This window comes from Phormidesmis priestleyi ULC007 (assembly GCF_001895925.1).
In the GTDB taxonomy this organism is placed as follows: Bacteria; Cyanobacteriota; Cyanobacteriia; order Leptolyngbyales; family Leptolyngbyaceae; genus Phormidesmis_A; species Phormidesmis_A priestleyi_A.
On the sequence record NZ_MPPI01000007.1, the window covers coordinates 164,688 to 183,818 of the forward strand.

15 protein-coding genes are annotated in these 19,131 nt (G+C 49.7%); 10 read left to right on the forward strand and 5 right to left on the reverse strand.

Going from position 1 to position 19,131, the window contains the following annotated elements; translation table 11 throughout:
• Both smc and BRW63_RS08640 read left to right on the forward strand, forming a co-directional pair.
• Positions 1–2,463, forward strand: a 2,463-nt coding sequence (smc, locus tag BRW63_RS08635; RefSeq protein WP_073070483.1) for a chromosome segregation protein SMC, incomplete at its 5' end; no start/stop codon positions are given.
• A gap of 42 nt (positions 2,464–2,505) precedes the next feature.
• Positions 2,506–3,486, forward strand: coding sequence for a PRC-barrel domain-containing protein (locus BRW63_RS08640; protein ID WP_073070484.1), 981 nt, complete (start codon positions 2,506–2,508; stop codon positions 3,484–3,486).
• A gap of 97 nt (positions 3,487–3,583) precedes the next feature.
• On the opposite strand, the gene surE is transcribed toward BRW63_RS08640, so the two are convergent.
• Both surE and BRW63_RS08650 read right to left on the reverse strand, forming a co-directional pair.
• Complete coding sequence (gene surE / locus BRW63_RS08645) at positions 3,584–4,258, reverse strand: 5'/3'-nucleotidase SurE (RefSeq protein WP_073070485.1); 675 nt, start codon at positions 4,256–4,258, stop codon at positions 3,584–3,586.
• Positions 4,259–4,316: 58 nt separating this feature from the next.
• Positions 4,317–5,399 carry an ATP-dependent 6-phosphofructokinase gene (locus tag BRW63_RS08650; protein WP_073070486.1) on the reverse strand — a complete coding sequence of 361 codons (1,083 nt, stop codon included), beginning with the start codon at positions 5,397–5,399 and terminating at the stop codon, positions 4,317–4,319.
• A gap of 138 nt (positions 5,400–5,537) precedes the next feature.
• Here BRW63_RS08650 and era point away from each other — a divergent pair, with 138 nt between their 5' ends.
• The gene (gene era / locus BRW63_RS08655; RefSeq protein ID WP_073070487.1) at positions 5,538–6,494 is read left to right on the forward strand and encodes a GTPase Era; all 957 of its coding nucleotides are present in this window, start codon (positions 5,538–5,540) and stop codon (positions 6,492–6,494) included.
• Positions 6,495–6,703: 209 nt separating this feature from the next.
• Here the strand turns inward: era and petH are convergent, their stop codons facing one another.
• Entirely contained in the window at positions 6,704–7,951 is a 1,248-nt protein-coding gene (gene petH, locus BRW63_RS08660; RefSeq protein WP_073070488.1) for a ferredoxin--NADP reductase, read from the reverse strand.
• 4 nt (positions 7,952–7,955) lie between these two features.
• On the opposite strand from petH, the gene BRW63_RS08665 reads away from it, so the two are divergent.
• The gene (locus tag BRW63_RS08665; protein WP_143162028.1) at positions 7,956–8,141 is read left to right on the forward strand and encodes a hypothetical protein; all 186 of its coding nucleotides are present in this window, start codon (positions 7,956–7,958) and stop codon (positions 8,139–8,141) included.
• A gap of 245 nt (positions 8,142–8,386) precedes the next feature.
• Positions 8,387–9,388, forward strand: coding sequence for a phosphoribulokinase (locus BRW63_RS08670; protein WP_073070490.1), 1,002 nt, complete (start codon positions 8,387–8,389; stop codon positions 9,386–9,388).
• A gap of 213 nt (positions 9,389–9,601) precedes the next feature.
• Here the strand turns inward: BRW63_RS08670 and BRW63_RS28220 are convergent, their stop codons facing one another.
• Positions 9,602–9,769: a hypothetical protein gene (locus tag BRW63_RS28220; protein WP_181314387.1), complete on the reverse strand. Its 168-nt coding sequence runs from the start codon at positions 9,767–9,769 to the stop codon at positions 9,602–9,604.
• Between BRW63_RS28220 and BRW63_RS08675 the strand changes: the two genes are divergently transcribed.
• From BRW63_RS08675 to BRW63_RS08685, 3 genes are all read left to right on the forward strand, one after another.
• Entirely contained in the window at positions 9,768–10,184 is a 417-nt protein-coding gene (locus tag BRW63_RS08675) for a hypothetical protein (RefSeq protein ID WP_143162029.1), read from the forward strand. The two genes, BRW63_RS28220 and BRW63_RS08675, sit on opposite strands and share 2 nt — an antisense overlap.
• Positions 10,185–10,342: 158 nt before the next feature.
• Positions 10,343–13,432 (forward strand): valine--tRNA ligase, encoded by a 3,090-nt coding sequence (locus BRW63_RS08680; RefSeq protein ID WP_073070492.1) that lies wholly within the window; start codon positions 10,343–10,345, stop codon positions 13,430–13,432.
• A gap of 111 nt (positions 13,433–13,543) precedes the next feature.
• Positions 13,544–14,062 (forward strand): hypothetical protein, encoded by a 519-nt coding sequence (locus tag BRW63_RS08685; protein ID WP_073070493.1) that lies wholly within the window; start codon positions 13,544–13,546, stop codon positions 14,060–14,062.
• A gap of 36 nt (positions 14,063–14,098) precedes the next feature.
• Here the strand turns inward: BRW63_RS08685 and BRW63_RS08690 are convergent, their stop codons facing one another.
• Positions 14,099–16,156, reverse strand: coding sequence for an ABC1 kinase family protein (locus BRW63_RS08690; protein ID WP_317615806.1), 2,058 nt, complete (start codon positions 16,154–16,156; stop codon positions 14,099–14,101).
• A 409-nt stretch (positions 16,157–16,565) separates the two neighbouring features.
• Between BRW63_RS08690 and BRW63_RS08695 the strand changes: the two genes are divergently transcribed.
• Both BRW63_RS08695 and recN read left to right on the forward strand, forming a co-directional pair.
• Entirely contained in the window at positions 16,566–16,754 is a 189-nt protein-coding gene (locus BRW63_RS08695) for a hypothetical protein (RefSeq protein WP_073070494.1), read from the forward strand.
• Between the two features lie 22 nt (positions 16,755–16,776).
• Complete coding sequence (recN, locus tag BRW63_RS08700; protein ID WP_073070495.1) at positions 16,777–18,666, forward strand: DNA repair protein RecN; 1,890 nt, start codon at positions 16,777–16,779, stop codon at positions 18,664–18,666.
• Positions 18,667–19,131: the final 465 nt, after the last annotated feature.

The following is a 19,131-nucleotide window of genomic DNA, read 5'->3' on the forward strand; positions in this document are numbered from 1 at the left end:
CGGCAGCAACGAGACGACGCAAAACAAACGCTAGAGGTGAGCCGCGAGGCCGCAAATGCTTCCGCCGCCAGCGCTGAGGCTTGGGTGCAAGAGCAGACTGAACTGCGGCACCAAATTGACACGCTACTGACCCGTCTAGAACCCAAACGCACCGAGCAAGCGCAACTGCAAGAACGTGCCAGCCAGCTTGCGCGACAAATTCAAGAACAGACGCGATCGCAGCAAACCCTCACACACCAACTCACCGAAAAACAAGCCGAACAAACTCAACTCGCCACGTCTCTAGAGCAAGCTACCCCTCAAATTCAGTCGATCGCGCAGGCGGTGTCTGCTGCCGAGCAGGAGGCACAAGTTCAGAAAGAGACGCAAACGCGACTATTAAACGAGCAGCGAGACAAACAGCGCACGTTAGACAAGCTAGAAGCCCAATCCCAGGCGATTCAAGAAGCTCAGGGCACCCACGCCACGCAAGTGATTCTCAAAATGGGAATGTCAGGCGTACACGGACTCGTCGCCCAACTTGGACGGGTGGAACCGCGCTATCAAGTCGCACTAGAAACGGCGGCAGGCGGGCGATTAGGTCAATTGGTCGTGGATGATGATGCGATCGCCGCTGCCGCGATTGAGATTCTCAAACAAAAACGCGCCGGACGAGCCACATTTCTGCCGCTCAACAAAATCAGAGCCGGAAAAGCTCCCTCTGCCAGCACGTTGCGATCTATGGGGGGCTGTGTTGACTTTGCGATTAATTTAATTGAGTGTGACGATCGCTATTGGGAAGTGTTTTCTTATGTGTTTGGCAGCACGGTGGTCTTTCAGGCAATGGGCGACGCTCGACGATATATCGGGCAATATCGAATCGTGACGCTTGATGGAGAATTGCTTGAGCAAAGCGGAGCCATGACGGGCGGTAGTTCTGGGGGTCGATCGCCGATTCGGTTTGGCACGGTGGACGCGGGTGAGTCAGCCGAAATTACGACATTGAAAGAACGCCTTAAAGTGATCGATGCGATTCTGTTTCGATGTGAGGATGCGCTAGAAAAGGCGACGATCGCCCACCAAAAAGCGATGCAGCACCTTACAGAAGCTCGTCAGCAGCATCGAGAACTTCAACTCAAATCCGATCAGGTTCAAACCGAAATTCAGCGCTTAGAAACTCAGCAATCCCAACTCAGTCAGCAGCTTCAGAAAAGCACTCAAGAACTGACGATCGCTCAAACTCGCTTACAAGTTCTAGACACCGAGATTCCCACTCAAGAAACTCAGCTAGAACAACTGCGGCAAACCTTAGCGGATTTGGAGCAATCGCAAACGCACAGTGAGTGGCAGCAAATTCAACTAAGAATCCGATCGCTCGAATCTGATCTCAATCAAAAAGAATTAGCCCTCCGCACCGTCGAACAACGACTTCTCCAGTTAGACAATCAGCGTCAACGCCTCCAAGAAAAAATCCAGCAAGGGCAATCGCGAATTCAGGAACACCGCACTCAGCAAACCGGACAGCTACAGCAGCAGTCTACTCTCAGCAACCAGCAACTAGAAGTCAGCCAACATATCGCTGAGTTGCAAGCCGCCTTAGCCGCATTAGAAAAAACTCTGGGATCAGAACGTCAGCAGCGCGATCGCGTCGATCGTCAACTGCGAGACTTGCAAACCCGTCAGCAGCAGCTTGACTGGCAGCGCGGTAAAGTTCAAGAAACTCAGGGAACTCGTCGGACTGAAGTTGCCGCCCTGCACGAGCAACTCACCGACCAACAAGCCGAGCTTCCCGACCCGTTGCCAGAGATTCCTGACCCTGCGCCCGATTTGTCTCAGCTTCAGCACGAGCTACGATCGCTGCAAAAACGCCTTCAGGCAATGGAGCCTGTGAATATGCTGGCGTTAGAAGAATACGATCGCACCCAATCCCGACTTGAAGAACTCACCGAGAAGCTAGAAACCCTCCAAGAAGAGCGCACCGAATTATTATTGCGAATCGAGAACTTCACTACCCTACGGCAACGAGCCTTCAAAGAAGCATACGATGCTGTAGACATTAACTTTCAGGCGATCTTTGCCACGCTTTCTGACGGCGATGGGCATCTGCAACTCGAAGATCCTCAAGATCCCTTTAACGGTGGCTTAAATCTGGTGGCTCACCCCAAAGGTAAACCCATCCAGCGACTTGCCTCAATGTCTGGAGGCGAAAAATCCTTAACAGCGCTCAGTTTCATCTTTGCCCTTCAGCGATATCGCCCCTCGCCGTTTTACGCATTTGATGAAGTAGACATGTTTCTTGACGGGGCAAACGTAGAGCGATTAGCTAGAATGATCAAACAGCAGGCACAACAAGCGCAATTTATTGTGGTGAGCCTGCGTCGTCCGATGATTGAATCTGCTGAACGAACGATCGGCGTGACTCAGGCACGAGGCGCATATACCCAAGTTCTGGGGATAAAGCTGCCCCAAAGTGCCTCTATATGATTTGATGTTGACAGCATTTGCACGAATAGGATTCGGGACCCAATGACAGAAGAATTTCGCCAACGCTCCGATCTCCTGGGAACACAGGTCATCACTCGCACCACAGGTAAACGACTGGGAGTGGTTAGCCAACTGTGGGTCGAGGTCGATCGTCAACAAGTCGTCGCCCTGAGCATCCGCCCAAATCTCTTCTATGGCACCCCTCAACCGATGATGCTGTCCAAGATTCGGCAAATTGGCGATGTGATTTTAGTCGATGACGAAAACGCGATTGAAGACGTTGATCTCGACGGCTATAGCAGCCTGATTAACTCTGAAGTGATTACCGAGACGGGTGAACTGCTCGGCAAAGTCCGGGGTTTCCGGCTGAATATTGACAGTGGCAAAGTCGATACGCTGACCATTGCCTCGATCGGGCTACCGCTGATCCCCGATCAAATTGTCAGCACTTACGAACTTCCCATTGACGAAATTGTCAGCAGTGGACCCGATCGGCTGATCGTTTACGAAGGTGCCGAAGAGCGAATGAGTCAGGTTAGTGTCGGCATTTTAGAACGGCTTGGCATCGGCAAACCGCCTTGGGAGCGCGACGAATCTGAGCAATATCTCGCTCCCATTCGCACCGAAAATCAGCTTCCCTCCGGCGTTCGGACTCCGATTCAAACCCAAGTTCGGCAACCTGTCGAAGAAACGTGGAACGAAGACAACTGGGAGCCAGAACCATTGCCACTGCGTCAAGAGCCTCCGCGTCGTGCCGAACTCTATTACGAAAATGAAGAAGAAGACAACTGGAGTGCGGCAACCGAGCGAGATAACTACGAAGAAGAATACGACGAAGACTATGACGACGAAGAGGATTATGTCACCGAGGCTGAGTTTGAAGAGGTGAGAGAACCCGAAGTCAAATTCGACGACCCGGAAGAAGATCCTTGGAAAGACGAAGACAAAGAACCGTATACGCCTCAAGAACTCAAAATCCCTGAGAAAGTTAAACAGCCCGAATACGAAGAAGAAGGCTACTAAAAACTGTAAATCAAATCAGAACGAAAATCCACGTACGGCCATGGCACTGCCGTGCCCATTAACTTGCCAGTAACCGACAATATTTAATTCACGATCGCTAGACCGCTAATTCTGTGATCGCGATGCTGCCCGACAAACAAACGTCAACATCCGAGCCTTCGTCACGCTTGCGTTTAGCATAGTCGCCACAGTAGTAGAAGTCATTGTCTTCAAGCCGGAAATCAGACGGAAGCGGCTGAGTGCAAGGTTTGCAAAAAATGATCGCTGGCTCAATTCCCACTTCTAAATAAGGTAGATTAACATTCCAGAAAGTCCCTGGTTTGGGGGTTCGATCGCGCAACTCTGCCAAAACTTTTGCCGTCCAAAAGGCGGATAAATCCCAATCGATCGACAGCTTTCCTTTCTTGTATTGAGAAATTGCCACACCCGGAATTCGATGAAATGCAGCTTCTCTAACGGCAGCGACGGTTCCAGAAATGTAGACATCTGCCCCCATATTGCCGCCTGCGTTAATGCCAGAAAGCACAAAACTGACATCGGAACAGAGATGGTTGAGGGCAATTCGCACACAGTCAGCGGGAGTTCCGGCGATCGAGAATTCACGGTGCGATCGCGTCTCTAGCCGAATCGGTTTTGTCGTCGTCACCTGATGACCGCAACCAGAATGATGATCGCGAGGTGCCACAATGATTCCTTCCCCATCCACTGCCTTGAGCAAAGCTCGGATACCGGGGGCATCAATTCCATCGTCATTAGTCAAAATCAAAGTCATAGAAATTCCTGTAGAGACGCGATACATCACGTCTCCCTATCTTTATCCAAAAGCAGTATTAATCGCCCAAATAGATCCCCAACCCACGCGCCGTTTTGGCCAGTGTGCTGTTGGGATCTACCACGCAATAATGAGCGATCGCTTGTGCGATCGGCACGCTAATCACCTGACGATCTCGCCACCCAACCATGCGATCGTAGTGTCCTTCGGCAATCAAATCCACTGCTGCGACTCCAAAGGCAGAGGCAAGCAAGCGATCGAGCGGTGATGGTGTTCCCCCGCGCTGGACGTGTCCCAGGACGGTTACACGAGTTTCTGCGCCACTGCACACTGCAATTTGGTTGGCTAAATATTGTCCAATGCCGCCATAGCGAAATTGCCCCGATGGATCGGTCGAACTGATCGATTCTCCGGTTTCAGTTCGCACGGCTTCTGACACAATCACCAGCGAGTAGTCTTTGCCTTGTTCCTGGCGTTCTCGCAGTTTCCCGCAGATATTGGCGATCGTATAAGGAATTTCAGGAATCAAAATCACGTCGGCTCCGCCTGCAATTCCGGCGCTGATCGCAATGTGTCCGGCATCTCGTCCCATCACTTCGAGGATCATGACGCGAGAATGACTGGCTGCCGTGAAGTGCAAGCGATCGAGCGCCTCAGTCGCCGTGTTGACCGCCGTATCGAAGCCGATCGAACATTCGGTAATATCGACATCGTTGTCGATCGTTTTCGGAATCGTCACCAAATTTAGCCCGCCCTGCTGCGCCAATCGCCGCAAAATTGCCATACTGCCATCGCCACCGATGCCGATGATTGCGTCTAAACCCAGCAGGTGATAGCCATCAATAATTTCTTGAGCGCGATCGACGAGTTGACCATCTGCCATCGGAAACGCAAAAGGATTGCCCTTATTGGTGGTTCCCAAGACCGTTCCCCCAGCAGTGAGCAGCCGATCGACTTTCTCAATATCAAGCGGCACAAATTCTGGAGGGCGAGACATTAAGCCTTGAGTGGCTTTAGAGATGCCCAAAACCTTCCAGCCATAGGTGCCGATCGCCCGAAACACGACTGCCCGAATCACCGCGTTCAGCCCCGCACAATCTCCGCCGCTTGTCAAAATACCAATGCGCTTCGTCTCGCCCATAATCTCCTACACTGAATAAGCTGTCAGTGGTACAGCAGACTTGTCGCTACTCGCCACCAACTCATTTTCAGTCTGACTTTATCGACTTCTGGGGCAGTTTTTTTGAGCACTATCCAAAACAACACAATTGGTTCAACTATGTCTAAAAACAATGACATAACGTTTGAGCAAGAAAGCTTTAACACGATTCCGGCTTCACCACCAGGGTTCAAATCTGGTTTTGTGGGCATCATCGGTCGTCCCAATGTAGGCAAGTCCACTTTAATGAATGATTTAGTGGGGCAGAAGATTGCCATCACGTCTCCTGTGGCGCAGACCACCCGCAATCGACTGCGAGGAATTTTGACTACGCCAGAAGCACAAATCATTTTTGTCGATACGCCCGGAATTCACAAACCGCATCACGAATTGGGCAATGTCTTGGTCAAAAATGCTCAAATCGCCATTCACTCGGTCGATGTGCTGCTGTTTATGGTGGATTGTTCAGTCGATTTAGGCGGGGGCGATCGCTACATTGCCGATTTGCTCAAGGAGATTAAAATCCCGATCATTTTAGGACTTAACAAAGCCGATCAGCAGGCTGAAGACGATCTATTTCTAGACAACAGCTACCGCGCTCTCGCTACAGACCACAACTGGACAGTGGCTAAATTTTCTGCCCTCACAGAAGACGGGCTAGAATCTTTGCAGCAAAGTTTGATTCAAAATCTAGAACCGGGCCCTTACTACTATCCGCCTGATCTAGTGACCGACCAGCCAGAACGCTTCATTATGAGCGAGTTGATTCGAGAGCAAATTTTGCTGCTGACTCGTGAAGAAGTGCCGCATTCGGTCGCGATCGGCATCGAGCGAGTCCAAGAAGAAGACACGATTACTCGCGTTTGGGCGACGGTGTTTGTCGAGCGCCCGTCTCAAAAAGGCATCATCATCGGCAAAGGTGGAACGATGCTCAAAGAGATCGGCACGGCGGCTCGTCAGCAGATGCAAAAACTGATTGATGGCAAGGTTTATCTAGAATTGTTTGTGAAAGTGCAACCCAAGTGGCGACAATCTCGCACTCGTCTTGCCGAGTTGGGCTATCGAGTCGAAGAGTAGACCTCTTGCAGGAATCCGGACAGCCCTCATTCCCAACCCTTCTTCCCTAGGAGAAGGAGCCAGAACTCTCTTGTTCCCGCTTCTTACGATCGCGCCAGCATTCACAAGAAAAGATTGAGCGCCCTCAGACAAAACGCCGGAAGAACCTCATCAGTTCCTCCGGCTTGTTCGATCGTTAAGACCTATCGAAATCCACCCATACAAGTCAATTAGTAGGTTTCCACGTGCCAGCGACCCGCTTTCTTCATGGCGCGTTGAAACTCTTTCCACTCAACGCCCGCCTTTGAAGCCTCAGCCGAGAGAGCCGCATCAATGCCGTCCTCCATGCCTTTAAGACCACAAATGTAGGTGTGAGTCTTCTCATCTTGCATCATTTGCCACAGTTCAGCCGCGTGTTCAGCCACTCGGTCTTGAATATACATTCTGCCGCCATCCTTGTTCTTCTGCTCACGGCTAATCGCATTGGTGAGACGGAAGTGATCAGGATACTGCTGTTGAATTTCCTCCAACTCTTCTTTATAGAGAATGTTTGCTGTCATCGGGATGCCGAAGATCAGCCAAGCAAAGCCGTTGAACTGGTAGTCCGGGTTGGCGGCTTTCTCGTTATCTTTGAACATCCGCCACAGGTATGCCCGCATTGGCGCAATCCCCGTCCCAGTTGCCATCATAATCACTTTGGCTTCGGGGTCAGTCGGAAGCAGCATTTCTTTGCCCGTCGGGCCTGTGATCTTAACGTCTGCCCCCGGCTCTAGACCGCAGAGATAGGTTGAGCAAACGCCATAGACCATCTCGCCCGTCTCAGGATGCTTATACTCTAACTGCCGAACGCAGAGAGAAACGGTCTTGTCATCAACCCGATCGCCGTGACGAGTTGACGCGATCGAATAAAGCCTGAGTTTTTCAGGTTTGCCGTTTTTGTCAGTGCCAGGAGGAATGATGCCGATGCTTTGTCCTTCTAGATAACGCAAGTCTCCACCAGAGATGTCGAACATCAGGTGGCGAACTGTACCGATTCCACCTTCGGCGACGAGTTCCTCGTTAGAAATACATTTACCAACATACGGACTAGCGGGTCGGTAAATATTCACGGGAATGTCTGTCGCGACAGCAGCCTTTGCTTGAATCATAGGCTTAGTCTTTTCTCCTGCTTGAGTGCCTTGCGCTTCAGTTTCCTGCTTAACCTGGGTTGCAGACTGTTCTAGGGTAACTTTTCCGGCAAAATCACCATTAACCTCTAAAGGCTGAATGCCGACAATTTTGCCGCCCATACGCGTAATGCGCTGCATAAACTCATTCATCTGAGTGTAGGGCACCGTGATAAACGTGCTGCCGCTTTGCCGAATGGGGTAGCTCATCTGGTCATTTTCTTGGCTCTGGCGCAGACCGACTACTTCATACCGAAACACGCGGCTACCTGAGGGTGTGTTGCCAGCACCTGTTGCGCTTGAATTGAACATCGCTTTGAATATCTCCGACCTAACTCAACTTAATATTGTGCTGCAAGGTGCCCTTTCTACCAAACTGGTGGGCGGCAAGTTGCTCCTCTTATTCACTCTACAGATTCAGGGAGACTTGGCGATCGCTAAAATCATAAAATTCCAGTTAAGTTCGCCCCTCTATAGACATAAATACACGTCTTACCCGTAAAGTTAGAAGAGTTTGCAAATTTTAGATTTACTTAAGGCTTGTGAGGGGGATCACGATTTGGTAAGATCTGCCCTAGCAAGTAGTACTAAATACTTAACTGCAACGCTTTGAGCCAAACCAGGCTCTTAAGATAGGCAGCATTCAGTCATCAAATTGCTGGATTTTTGCTTAAGTTAAAGTCGTCCCAGCTCTGGCTGACTCAAGAACCCAATTAGTAGAAAACTTTTTGTTTTAGAGGAAACCGTATGATCAGTAAGCCAGACCGCGTGGTTTTAATCGGTGTTGCCGGAGACTCCGGGTGCGGTAAATCCACGTTTCTGCGCCGATTGACAGATCTGTTTGGGGAAGATTTCGTTACCGTTATCTGCCTAGACGACTACCACAGTCTGGATCGCAAGCAGCGCAAAGAGACCGGAATCACGGCACTAGACCCTAGAGCCAATAATTTTGACCTGATGTATGAGCAAATTAAAGCGCTCAAAAACGGGGAAAAGATTGACAAGCCCATCTACAATCACGAGACAGGTCTACTTGACCCTGCCGAGGTCATTGAGCCAAACCATATCATCGTGATCGAAGGGTTGCATCCTCTCTATGATGAGCGGGTTCGCAATTTGCTAGACTTTAGCGTCTATCTCGATATCAGCGATGAAGTCAAAATCGCCTGGAAGATTCAGCGCGACATGGCAGAACGGGGTCACACCTATGAAGATGTGTTGGCTCAGATTAACGCTCGTAAACCTGACTTTGAGGCCTATATTGACCCTCAGAAAGGATTTGCAGATGTGGTCATTCAGGTGCTGCCCACGCAGTTAATCAAGAATGACCAGGAGCGGAAAGTGCTGCGAGTGCAGATGATTCAGCGAGATGAAGTGGAGGGCTTTGAGGCTGCTTATCTGTTTGACGAAGGCTCCGAGATTCATTGGACTCCTTGCGGACGGAAGCTCACCTGCTCCTATCCTGGAATCAAGATGTATTACGGTCCTGATTCTTACTATGGTCATAGCGTTTCGGTTCTAGAAGTCGATGGTCAGTTTGACAAGCTCGAAGAAGTCATCTACATTGAGCAACATTTGAGCAAAACTTCCTCAAAATATACTGGCGAACTGACTGAGCTACTGCTCAAGCACCGTGAATATCCTGGCTCTAACAATGGAACTGGCTTATTTCAAGTGCTGGTTGGGCTGAAGATGCGAGCTACCTATGAGAGATTGATCGCCCCGGAGAAAGTTGCGGTTAGCGCCTAAATGCTGATCCAGTACTAGATTTGGAAAGTAGTTTTGACGATCGGGGATGCCATACGTGTCCCCTTTTTTGTGTGATTAAAACTCTAAATCAAAGTCATAAGTTCTTCTGGCACATTCAATCGAATTTAGCGGGGTGCTTTGACCTTATAATGTTTGCTTAAGATTTGAATTTGATATTTGCCCTTCGATCGCCTCGGAATTCCCCTTTTAACGTCACTGAAAAAGAACAATGGTCGTCAACCGAACAAATAAAACAAATAGCCAAAGGGGTGCCAGCGATCGGAGTGCAAAACCCAATTCCAAACCCGCCGTCGCTACAAACGGCACAACGAACGACGAAGTTACTCCAGACATCACTGACTCCACAAAGGAAGAAACCATGAGCGCCGACGTTATTGACGTGACCCCTGAAGCCGAGCAAAATGGAGCGATTCAACTCCACAATCAGCCTAGTCTCTCGGTTTGGAACCGCCCCATCATGTCCAGCGACATCGAGATCGCCGGAACGATTCAAGATGGAGGGATTCGCCCGATCGGAGCGAGTCATCTAGACATTGTGGGCACCTTGCTGACTAATCGCCCGATCATGGCCAGTCACCTCCGCATCTTTGAAATGGTAGACAACCGCCCGGTCTTTTGTGACGAGATTAAAATGATCGAAGGCGAAGGTCTTTATGGCAGACCTGTGATGGCAAGCGACCCAGACTTGATGAATGACAACATGGGGTTTGGGCAACGCCCGATCGCATCCAACAATGTTGATGATGCCCCTGCTTTGATGGGCTTTATTGACTAAATTGGTTCTTTTTGAGTCTCAAATTCAACGACTCATTGACAAGGTGCTTCTTTCGGGAGGCACCTATTTTTATCGTTGAGCAATTCACTTTATGCCCTGGGCATATGAACGTTTATCATTGACAAATAAGCGCCCCCTCTAGTCCCAAAGTTCTTCCAATGACTGCAACGATCCCTAATCTGCCCAGCCAATATGACTCCGCTGCCTCAGAAGCCAAGTGGCAGAAGTTTTGGGAAGAAAATCAGGTCTTTAAAGCCGACCCAAACGCGCCCGGTGAACCTTACTGTGTCGTGATTCCGCCGCCTAACGTCACGGGCAGTCTACACATGGGACACGCCTTTGAAACGGCGTTGATTGACGCACTTGTGCGCTACCACCGAATGTGTGGTTACAATACGCTTTGGCTGCCTGGAACCGATCACGCCAGCATTGCGGTGCAGACGATTTTAGAAAAGCAGTTGAAGGCAGAAGGCAAAACTCGGCAGGAGTTGGGGCGTGAAGCATTCCTCGATCGCGCCTGGAAATGGAAAGCCGAATCAGGCGGGACGATCGTCAATCAACTCCGACGATTAGGCGTTTCGGTAGACTGGTCAAGAGAGCGCTTCACGATGGATGAAGGGCTGTCAAAAGCCGTGCTAGAAGCCTTCATCAAGCTCTACGATGAGAACCTGATCTATCGGGGCAACTACCTGGTGAACTGGTGCCCTGCCAGTCAATCTGCGGTTTCTGACTTAGAAGTTGAGAATCAGGAAGTCAACGGGCATTTGTGGCATTTTCGATATCCACTGGTGCAGAGTGATGGCTATGTCGAAGTCGCAACTACTCGACCGGAGACAATGCTGGGAGACACGGCTGTTGCGGTGAATCCGAAGGACGATCGCTACAAACATCTGATCGGTCAAACAGTTCTGCTGCCTCTGATGGAGCGAGAAATTCCGATCATCGGTGACGAATTTGTCGATCCGGCTTTTGGTACGGGCTGCGTCAAGGTAACTCCCGCTCACGACCTCAACGATTTTGAGATGGGCAAGCGGAATAATCTAAAATTCATCAACATTCTCAATAAAGACGGCACTATCAACGAAAACGGCGGCGAATTTCAGGGGCAAGACCGCTTTGTGGCGCGTAAGAACGTAATCAAGCGGCTTGAAGAAGAAGGATTGCTGGGCGAAATCGAAGACTATAAGCACACGGTTCCTTACAGCGATCGCGGCAGAGTTCCGATCGAGCCTCTGCTCTCCACACAATGGTTCGTCAAAATCAAACCCTTGTCTGAACCCGCTCTCGCTGACCTCGATCAAAAACACTCGCCAGACTTTGTGCCCGATCGGTGGGGAAAAGTCTACCGAGATTGGCTAGTGAATTTAAAAGACTGGTGCATCTCGCGTCAGCTATGGTGGGGGCATCAAATTCCTGCCTGGTATGCGGTGAGCGAAACCGGGGGCGTGCTCACCGATACAACTCCGTTTATGGTGGCGCGAAGTGAAGCAGAGGCGAGAGAAAAAGCGATCGCGCTGTTTGGCGAAAATGTTCAGCTAGAGCAAGATCCTGACGTGCTCGACACTTGGTTTTCTGCTGGTTTATGGCCCTTCTCAACGCTGGGCTGGCCTGACAAAACTCCTGACTTTAAGCGCTACTACCCGACTGCGACGCTGGTGACGGGCTTTGACATCATCTTCTTCTGGGTTGCCCGCATGACGATGATGGCAAAACACTTCACCGGGGAAATGCCCTTCAAAACCGTCTATATTCACGGTTTGGTACGTGACGAAAATAATAAGAAGATGTCCAAGTCTTCTAATAACGGCATCGATCCGCTAATTCTGATTGACAAATATGGCACCGATGCACTGCGCTATACCCTGGTGCGGGAGGTGACTGGGGCAGGGCAAGATATTCGATTGGAATATAACCGCAAGACGGATGAATCTGTTTCGGTCGAAGCCTCTCGCAACTTCACCAACAAGCTGTGGAATGCTTCTCGATTTGTGTTGATGAATCTGGATGGCAAAACACCCGAACAGTTGGGATTTCCAGATAAAAGCAAGTTGGAACTGAGCGATCGCTGGATTCTTTCCCGATTCCATCAAGTCACTCAGCAAATTCGCGATCAGGTCGATCATTACGGTTTGGGCGAATCTGCCAAATTGTTATATGAGTTCATCTGGGGCGATTTTTGCGACTGGTATATCGAACTGGTCAAACCCCGCTTGCAGGGCAACGACACAGCTTCTCGTCAGGTGGCTCAACAAACCCTGGCTTATGTTCTAGAAGAGACTCTGAAGCTACTTCACCCCTTTATGCCTCATATCACCGAAGAGATTTGGCATACCGTCACGCAAAATGACGAAAACTCAGGCAAAACCTTGGCGCTTCAAACTTACCCGGTGCCTGACTCGACGCTGATCAACCCTGACCTAGAGCAGCAGTTTGAACTTCTGATCGGTACGATTCGCACGATTCGGAATCTTCGAGCCGAAGCAGACATCAAGCCTGGAGTCAAAATTCAGGCAATCTTGCAAACCGAAAGTGAGCAGGAAGAACACATTCTCAAGTCAGGTCAGCCTTACATTCAAGATTTAGCGAAGGTGAAAACGCTGAGGATTAATCACCCTCAAACCCAGTCAATCCTAGAAAGTGCAGAAAATCTTTCTGAAGCTGATCTTCTCAGCTCGATCGCCACCTTCCTATCCAAGCATCAGCGCGTTTTGCTGACGATCGGCTTCATTCTCTTGACGCTGATTGTTCTCAAAGCTTGTGCGGGTGTTTTAGGAGCCGTTCACGAAATTCCTCTACTGCCTACGTTTTTAGAACTTGTTGGCATTGGCTACACCACTCGGTTTACTCAGCAAAAACTCTGGAAGGTTGACGATCGCCAGCAGCTATTTGACCAAATTGAGCAATTCAAAACCGAAGTAGTCGGGTCACGTCCTGATGATTTGGAGCCAGTTTTCGACGTGCCGCCCAGCGTGATCGAAGACTCAGCCCAAACGATCGTCGGCGTAGTCGGAACAGTGCGAGTTGCAATTCCGCTTGCAGGATTAATCGATTTGGTGGCGCTCAAGGCAAAAACCGAGAAAGATCTGAAAAAAGTAGAAGCTGAAATTCAATCGCTTTCAGGACGGTTGAGCAACGCCAAGTTTGTCGATAAAGCCCCTGCTGACGTGGTGCAAACGGCGCGAGACGCTTTGGCAGAAGCTGAGAAGCAAGCCGAGATTCTGCAAACCCGGCTCGATCGCTTAGGCTGAAATCAGATGCGGTGATTGACCCTCATCCATAAACTGGTTGCCATCTGGTTGTCAGTCTAAGACAATTGATCCTATCGCGGTTTTCAACAGAGACAAGTAGAGAAAACGATAATGTTGCACTTGGCTCAAGTTCATCAGAAAAACTACTCAAAGGCAGGGTTACGCCTGCTGGCAACCCAAAAAGCCGAGAACGTCTGGACAGTCGCCCACGAGGAAGAGTTTGTCGTCTCTACTAGAGCGAATGATTACAGTGAGAATGCGTTAGTGCTGGTTGAGTTATCAAGCACTCAACAGATTCTCAGCATTCGAGATGCCAAAGATTGGGTTTTAGAACTCGTTGAAACTTATTTGGTCAACGGCATTACACCCGCTTATCTTCACCAAGAAACTGAACGAGCCGAGCAGTGGCGACAATCGCTCACCCTGCAAAGTCAAGAACTCGATCGCCGCACACTTGAGCTAGAAGCCCGTCGAGAGCAAATTCAAGCCCTCGAAGAAGACCTGAAACGTCAAAAAAAGCAGTTTGAGGTACAGTCCTCTGAGCTTGAGTTGAAAAACCAGGATCTCGATCGTCGCGCTCTGGAACTAGAAGCCCGCGAAGACGACCTGGAACGCCGCAGATCCCTATAGAAACAGTCTGTCAGAAAGTCTCTATAGGGATTTTTTCTACAACTGAACCGCTTTAACCTGCACTTCAGACAAAGCCTTGGCGGGAGGTAAGGCGGGGCGCGAAATCGGGTAGACGATCTCACCTTGAGGCGATCGCGGATTGCTCAACAAAAATTCTCGCAAGAGCCGAACGGCGAGTTTTTGCGCTAAACCGCCCACAATTTTTTGACCCATCTGCTGAGTTTCGGGTTTGACCAGCAGTCGAGGCAGCAACGCCAGCAGTTTGCCCTGATCAAAGCCGCGAGTTTCTCGCAAAATATTCCAGATATTTTTGACGTGATCAAGAGTCTTCTGATTTTCAGGAACAGTTACGGGATCAGTCTTCCAGCCCACCTGTTTGCGGAATCGATAATTCGCATTGTCCCAAACACTCTGACCCAGTGAGTCTAGACCTTTGATGATTTCATTCACCAGATTGGCACGAATGAAGTCACCCCGCTCTGAGAATAAGAAATCAACGGCTTGGTCAAGCGCTTGATCGAGGTCATAGTCTTGATTACTCTGGGCGTTTCGCAGCAGGTTTTCTAAGCGATTCCATCGAAAACTGCCATCTTTAAACAGCAGATCGCGCAGTGATTCTCGGAGTTGAGGCGATTGATCGGTCAGCAATCGTTTTGCAACATAAGGATAAGCCTTGCTCAACACTTTGAATTCGGGATCGACGTGGATAGCAATGCCTTCTAGGGTCACGAGCGATCGGATAATCAGCGCATAATAAGCCGGAACCGTAAATGGATATTCATACATCAACGCTGAGAGCTGGTCGGTAATGCTCTTGATGTTGATCTCGGCAACGCTCGCCCCTAGCGCATCGTTAAAAACACTGGCAAAGGCAGGAATGATCGGAGTCAAGTCAGTATCTGGAGTCAAAAACTCTAACTTCACATAGTCATGGGCTAACCCATCAAAGTCTCGATTGACCAGGTGAACGATCGCTTCGATCAACCCATAGCGCTGATAAGGCTTGACTTCGCTCATCATGCCAAAGTCTAAATAAGCGAGTTTGCCGTCTGCCATTGCCAGCAGATTGCCAGGGTGAGGGTCAGCATGAAAGAAGCCGTGCTCTAAAAGTTGCCGCAGCGAACACTGTACGCCTACGTCAATCAAGTGGGTCGCGTCGATGCCTTGTTCTCGAATCTCATCAAGTTGGGTCAGCTTGGTGCCTGTGATCCACTCCATCGTCAAGACGCGCCGCGCCGTGTAATTCCAATAGATTTTTGGGACGTAGATTTCTGGGAGATATCCATAAAGAGCGGCAAAGCGTTCGGCGTTGCAACCTTCGTGATTGTAGTCAGTTTCCTCGAAGATACGAGTCGCTAGTTCATCAGCGATCGCCACCAAATTGCTCCGCACTCGCTTGATATGCTTCATCGCCCAGGCAGAAATTCTTCGCAGAATATACATATCGACAGCGATGCTTTCAGCCAAACCAGGACGCTGCACTTTGATCGCAACGTCTTCACCCGTTTTGAGCTTGCCTTTATAGACTTGACCCAGCGATGCCGCCGCGATCGGCATGGGGCTGATTTCTGCATAGATCTCGTGGGGTTCGGCCCCTAGTTCTTCTCGAATGAATTGAAACGCAATCTCGTTCGGAAACGGAGGCAACTGATCTTGAAGCTTGGTGAGTTCGTCTAAATAATTGGGGGGCACCAGATCGGGGCGGGTCGATAGCGCCTGACCAATTTTGATGAACGCTGGCCCCAATTTGGTGAGCATTTCGCGGAGATGAATCGCTTGTCCTTGCTCGGCACGATCGCCGCCGCCAGTGACTCGATCCCACCAGAGGCGAAATGCAAACCAGACAAACGGCAGGAAGATATTTAAGGTTCTTGCAAAGATCTTGAAGGGCTGTTTGCGATAGCGAGCCGCAATCTCATCAGGATCGTAGTGAATGCTAGGAGCCATCTGCTCGTATGCATCCTCGATCAAAATTTCAGATTCATGCTCAGTCATGACGGTGGATAAGTCCGCCATTTCTCGATCGGCATCCGCGATCGGGTGCCCTGTGGCGGTTGTCGTAGAAGAAGCAGACTTAACGTTCATGACGCTCATGGAGTTAAAACCGGATTGAAACGGTATATAAAGTATTGTAACAATAAGCTCACAAAGTTCTTCTCTTTCAGTTAATCATTTCTTTAGAAATTACAGACCATTGAATAGGGAAGGATTTCCGAACTATTTTGTAGAGAATTCCTCTCAGACAGTTCTCACTTCTCTCAAAATAGGTTGATGAAGGCGCAAGTGTCGTCAACACAAAGCATTAAAAAAACCTGAATTCGATGAAACTTTTCGCTGCGGTTGCAAATCCGGGTTGCCCCCTAAATCCCCCAAAACTGGGGGACTTCAAGCCCAGAATTTAGGTTCAAAGTCCCCCAATTGGGGGGATTTAGGGGGCTGAAGCGCTGAAGAACGAAGCGAAAGAACTCATCGAACTGACGTTAAAAGAGTTACTTTTCAGCGTTTGCCGATTAAAATAGGACAAATTTACTATCACAAGCGCGAAAAAGAACACCCCATCAGTTCGCTGACCGTTAACATTAAATTGGGCACCTTCACGAATGCCATCGTTAAGTCCAAATCATTTCTACAGACCACAATCTTTGTGTCTGACCTAGCGATCGCAATTCTATTTCAATCAGCCAGCGTCTAACTCCCCAGCCTGAAATTTGCCCATGTTGCTGTCTCTGCAAATCGAAAATTTTGCTTTAATCGACCGTCTAGAACTGGACTTTGGCTCAGGGCTACACGTCTTGACGGGTGAAACGGGCGCGGGTAAGTCAATTATTTTAGATGCGATCGATGCCGCTTTGGGGGGCAAAGTTACCAATCGAGCCGTCCGCACTGGGGCAGAACGCGCCTCGGTCGAAGCTACGTTTCAGCTTGATTCCGCCATGAAAAACTGGCTCGAAACAGAGCAGATCGATCCCTTAGACGGTTCTCTATTGGTCTGCACTCGTGAAATCGTCGCCAGTGGAAGCGGGCAGCGCAATCGATCGCGCGTCAACGGTGTGCTGGTCAACAAACAGCAAATGGAATCGCTGCGCGATCGCCTCGTAGAAATCACGGCTCAGGGGCAAACCGTTCAACTAGGTCAGCCCAGCCTGCAACGAGATTGGCTGGATAGCTTTGGTGGAACGGCGATCGTCAAGCAGCGAGAAGCCGTCAGTCAGGCGTTGTCGAGCTATCAGCAAGCCGCTCAAGCCCTCGAAAAGCGTCGTCACTCCGAGCAACAACGGCTTCAGCAGCTTGACTTATTTGAATATCAACTCCGAGAACTCAATGTCGCCAACCTCAGCCAACCCGACGAACTCGATCAGTTAGAGCAAGAGCGAAAGCGTCTCGGTCACAGCGTCGAATTGCAGCAGCAGAGCTATCAGGCCTATCAAGCCCTTTACCAAAACGAAAATGGCGATGACGCTTGCTCTGATCTGCTGGGCAAAGCTCAGACATTGCTGACTGATATGCTGCGCTATGACGAGCAGATTCAGCCCGTGTTGGATCTTGTCACCTCAGCCTTGACGCAGGTTGAAGAAGCTGGCCAGGAAATCAACGCTTATGGAGATAGTTTAGAAACCGATCCCCGGCGATTGCAAGAAGTAGAAGAGCGGATTATTGAACTCAAGCAGATTTGCCGCAAGTACGGGCCGAGTTTGGCAGATGCGATCGCGCTTCAACAATCGCTCCAAGCCGAACTTGAAGGACTCACCGGAGCCGGACAATCGCTCGAAGAACTTGAACAAGCTGCCTACGATCGCAAAACTGAATTGACAGACGTGTGTGCAAAATTAACTCACCTTCGTCAAACTGCCGCCAAGGATTTAGAAAATCGCCTCATCGCAGAACTGAAGCCCCTAGCGATGGAAAAAGTTCAGTTTCAAGTAGGCATCACGTCCATCTCACCCACCTCTGCCGGAGCCGATCGCATCACTTATTTATTCAGCCCCAACCCTGGAGAACCGCTGCAATCGTTGACCGAGACGGCATCTGGCGGAGAGATGAGCCGTTTTCTGTTGGCATTACAGGCTTGCTTCTCGCAGGTCGATTCAGTCGGAACGCTCGTTTTTGACGAAATCGATGTCGGCGTTTCGGGGCGGGTTGCCCAAGCGATCGCCGAAAAATTGCATCATCTCAGCCGTCATCATCAGGTTCTCTGCGTCACTCACCAACCGATCGTCGCAGCAATGGCAGACCACCACTTTCATGTCGATAAGCAGGTGATCGATTTTAATCACAACGGACATGCCAAAGGCAAAAAGCGGAAGACAAAAGCTGATGCTGAAGAAGACGGTGTTGTCGCGGACACTCCCGACGTGCGAACGGTAGTGCGAGTCAGTGCCCTCGATCGTCAACAGCGCCGAGAAGAATTGGCACAACTCGCGGGCGGACAATCCAACGACTCTACTAATGGCTCCAGTGAAGATGCGGCTTCTGCCTTTGCAGAATCTCTCCTCGCTCAAGCCGCCAGCCTTCGAGAAAATGGATTAGTTCAGGTCGATCATCCTGCTTCGGAGCCAGTGCGAAAACCTCGATCGACCAAGGCAAAAGCAGCCAAGAAGAATTAAATTAAAATTTTCTGTTTATAGGTTACTTTTGGATACAAACAGCGTGAGGCTGTTGTCTAAGAAAATACTCCGTCATGACTTCTGAGCGGCAAAAAAGTGGCTTACGGTCGTGCTTTATCGTTAAGAAAGTCGAGGGAACTCATCATAAAGATGCTAATTAGGGAATGCTGAGATCAGCCTCAGATTGGTATATGAATGAGTTTGAACGATAACATTTCTTATTAAAGCAGTGATCTGCTAAATTCCTTTGTAGCAAAGGATTCTCGACCCATCACTTGCCCTAAAGTGCTCAAAAAACGAGGCTAGTTTCCTCACTTGGTAGAAATCGGTACACCTAGTCTCTGGTGATCGTGTCAGAATCGTCCTAGATTGAACATGTCGTTTGAGTCAGAAGCGAGACTCAATGCTGCTCATAACTCAAACGACTGATCAATTTTCTGTAACTTTTCACTTGTTCAGACAAAA